Origin of the sequence: Streptomyces sp. NPDC005799, assembly GCF_040630525.1 — a bacterium.
GTDB classification, from domain to species: domain Bacteria; phylum Actinomycetota; class Actinomycetes; order Streptomycetales; family Streptomycetaceae; genus Streptomyces; species Streptomyces griseorubiginosus_B.
In genome coordinates this window covers 1-2574 of record NZ_JBEXXQ010000178.1, presented here as the reverse complement: position 1 = coordinate 2574, position 2574 = coordinate 1, and the positions used below count along the sequence as shown (strand labels likewise).

Sequence of the window (2574 nt, the reverse complement as noted above, 5' to 3'; positions counted from 1 at the left end):
TCGATCCGCCCGTTGAGGTGCGGGTAGTAGTTCGAGGTGTCGATGACCACGGTCTCGGCTGGCACGGTCGCGAACAGCTCCGCCAGCTGCCCGGCCACTCCGAAGGGGATCGCCAGAATGATCGCGTCCCGGCCCTGGGCCGACTCGTCCAGGGCCACCGCGCGGGCGCCGGACTCCAGTACCTCGGCCGCGACCACTTCGGGCCCCCGGGCGTCCGCCACCTGGACGTCGTGACTGGCCAGACTCAGCTTGCGGGCTAGATTTCCGCCGATGGCTCCAGCGCCGATAACGGTTATTTTCATGATTTGTCCTTTCAAAGGTTGCATCACCCCCCTAGGGGTGGCGTGACAACGGCGGTGTGTCGGGCCGGCCGGTCGTGGCCGGATCCTGTGGGTGCCGGGGCGGGAGGTACCCTGCTCCGGCCTTGAGTGAGTTGCCGACCGTTAGTCGTGGTCGTCCGGCTCGCGGTATCCGTCGGCGACGAGTGCTCGCAGTCGGTCGAGCGATTCTCTCGCTGCGCCGGTGCCCTTCATCCAGGCGATCGAGCAGGCCGCGAGAAACAGGTCGTAGCCCGTCGCGGAGGCACGTACGTACCCGGTGCTCTGTGCGGCTCGCACGTACCCGTCGGTCGTGGCGATGAGCTCGTCACACGGGACGGTGAGCGGGTTGTCCAGGTCCTGTGCTCGGGTTGCCGCCATGAGGGGTTCCGGCAGTCCGCTGTAGGCGCTGAGGTAGTCCTCCATGGCGCGCAGCCACTGTGTCAGTGCCGTGCCGGCGTCGTCGATGCCGGTGATGTCCTCGCGGCGGGCCTGGAGTTCCTCGGTGCGGGACTGGAGTACGGCCGCCAGCAGGGCCTCCCGGGTGGGGAAGTGCCGGTACAGCGTCCCCGGTCCGACGCCCGCCTCTTTGGCGACCGCTTCCAGTGACGTACCGATGCCGTCCCGCAGGAAGTGGCGCTGGGCGGCGTCCAAGAGGGCCGCGCGATTGCGCTGCACGTCGGCGCGGGGTTTGCGTTCCTGTTGTCCCGTGGCGTTCATGCATCCTCCTGAGCTTTCCGGTCCGGTGGACCGATCGAAAACGGAGGCTACCTCCGAACTGTTCCCACCGTAAACCGGAGGCATCCTCCGGTCAAGTTGGATGCCGTTCCGCCGCGCAGCCACGGGTGGGGCGTGTCAGGCAGGACCGCGCCTTGGGGGGCGTCAGCCGTGTGTGACGTGGCTGAGGGCGGTGCGCAGGTCGCCTTCCATCGTGTGCAGGGGTGGGAGCGGTGTCGCGTTGGCCGGGTTGAGCGCGTCGAAGAGCAGGGCGATGAAGCGTGCGCGGGTCGAGGAGGCGGTGCCGGGCAGCGCGAGGCCGGCGATTCCCATGACCAGGAACCGCGGAATGTCGTCCGCGGTCAGGTCGGCGCGGATCTCGCCCTGCTTCTGGGCGCGTTCGAGAAGGGGGTGCAGGGAGTCGCTGAGGCGTTCAAGGGCTTCGACGCCGACGTCGGCGAAGTTACCGGCGAACGTGACCAGCCCGCGTTCTTCAGCGATCAATTCGAGCAGTCGGGTGTGATGTCCAGCAGAGAGCCGCGGGGGTCATGCGAGACCGCGGCATCGGTGATCAGCGGCAGGAGGTCCGTCTCCAGGAGGTTGCGCTGGCCTGCTCGAAGCCGCCCAAGGGACACGCCCGCTGGTCGCTGCGCCTGCTGGAGAAGCACGTCGCGCTGGCCGAGGACATCCCGGATCTGGACCACTCCACGATCGGGCGGGTGTTAAAAAAACGGAACTGCGTCCTCACGTGAAGAAGTGCTGGACCATCCCGCCGGCGGCGAACGCGGCCTTCGCCGCGGCGATGGAGGACGTCCTGGCGGTCTACCACCGGCCCTTCGACCCGGCACGCCCGGTGGTGTGCATGGACGAGAAGCCGTACCAGCTGCTCGGCCACGTCCGCGATCCGCTTCCCGCGCGGCCGGGCCGGGAGCGGCGCGAGGACAACGAGTACTCCGCTCGGGGACCTGCTCGATCTTCTGCTGGGTCGAGCCGCTGCGCGGATGGCGGCGCGTGGACGCGCAGTCCCGCCGGACCAGGGTCGACTGGGCGCACCAGGTCGAGCACCTGCTGACCGTGGACTATCCCGACCCCGCCACGGTCGTGCTGGTGATGGACAACCTCAACACCCACACCACCGCCTCGCTCTACGAGGCGTTCGACCCGGCAAAGGCCTTCGCGCTGGCCCAGCGCCTGGAGATCCACCACACCCCCAAACCCGGGTCCTGGCTCAACATCGCCGAGATCGAGCTCTCCGCGCTCACCCGCCAGTGCCTGGACCGCCGCCTCGACGACCTCACCGTGCTCAACACCGAACTCGCCGCCTGGCAGCAGCACACCAACAGCAACCAGCGCCAAGTCCACTGGCACTTCACCACCGACGACGCACGCGTGAAACTACGCCACCTCTACCCAACCACACAGCGAAATTAAGCAGCGACAGACTACTAGTAGGGCTTGGTCAGGTCCGTATCGGTGTGGGTATGTCGCGGTGGCAGGTGGGGCAGGCACCGGTCCAGAGTGCGAGGAGTGTCTGTAGCTC

General features: G+C 67.8%; 5 protein-coding genes. 2 read left to right on the top strand and 3 right to left on the bottom strand.

The window, feature by feature from the left end; translation table 11 throughout:
- The 3 genes from ABZ453_RS50995 to ABZ453_RS50985 form a co-directional block, all read right to left on the bottom strand.
- The coding region (locus ABZ453_RS50995; protein WP_359026884.1) for an NAD(P)-binding domain-containing protein at positions 1 to 302 on the bottom strand (302 nt) is incomplete at its 3' end.
- A gap of 141 nt (positions 303 to 443) precedes the next feature.
- Positions 444 to 1037: a TetR/AcrR family transcriptional regulator gene (locus ABZ453_RS50990; protein WP_359026882.1), complete on the bottom strand. Its 594-nt coding sequence runs from the start codon at positions 1035 to 1037 to the stop codon at positions 444 to 446.
- A 162-nt stretch (positions 1038 to 1199) separates the two neighbouring features.
- Complete coding sequence (locus ABZ453_RS50985; protein WP_359026880.1) at positions 1200 to 1538, bottom strand: hypothetical protein; 339 nt, start codon at positions 1536 to 1538, stop codon at positions 1200 to 1202.
- Positions 1539 to 1582: 44 nt separating this feature from the next.
- On the opposite strand from ABZ453_RS50985, the gene ABZ453_RS50980 reads away from it, so the two are divergent.
- A complete protein-coding gene (locus ABZ453_RS50980; protein ID WP_359026878.1) occupies positions 1583 to 1786 on the top strand; it encodes a hypothetical protein in 204 nt (67 codons plus the stop codon).
- A 4-nt stretch (positions 1787 to 1790) separates the two neighbouring features.
- Positions 1791 to 2465, top strand: coding sequence for a transposase (locus ABZ453_RS50975; RefSeq protein WP_359026876.1), 675 nt, complete (start codon positions 1791 to 1793; stop codon positions 2463 to 2465).
- The last annotated feature ends 109 nt before the right edge of the window (positions 2466 to 2574 follow it).

What these genes read in the sequence shown, in the direction of transcription:
- ABZ453_RS50990 (WP_359026882.1), bottom strand. Translation starts at nt 1,037, where the DNA reads ATGAACGCCACGGGACAACAGGAACGCAAACCCCGCGCCGACGTGCAG.
- ABZ453_RS50980 (WP_359026878.1), top strand. Translation starts at nt 1,583, where the DNA reads ATGCGAGACCGCGGCATCGGTGATCAGCGGCAGGAGGTCCGTCTCCAG.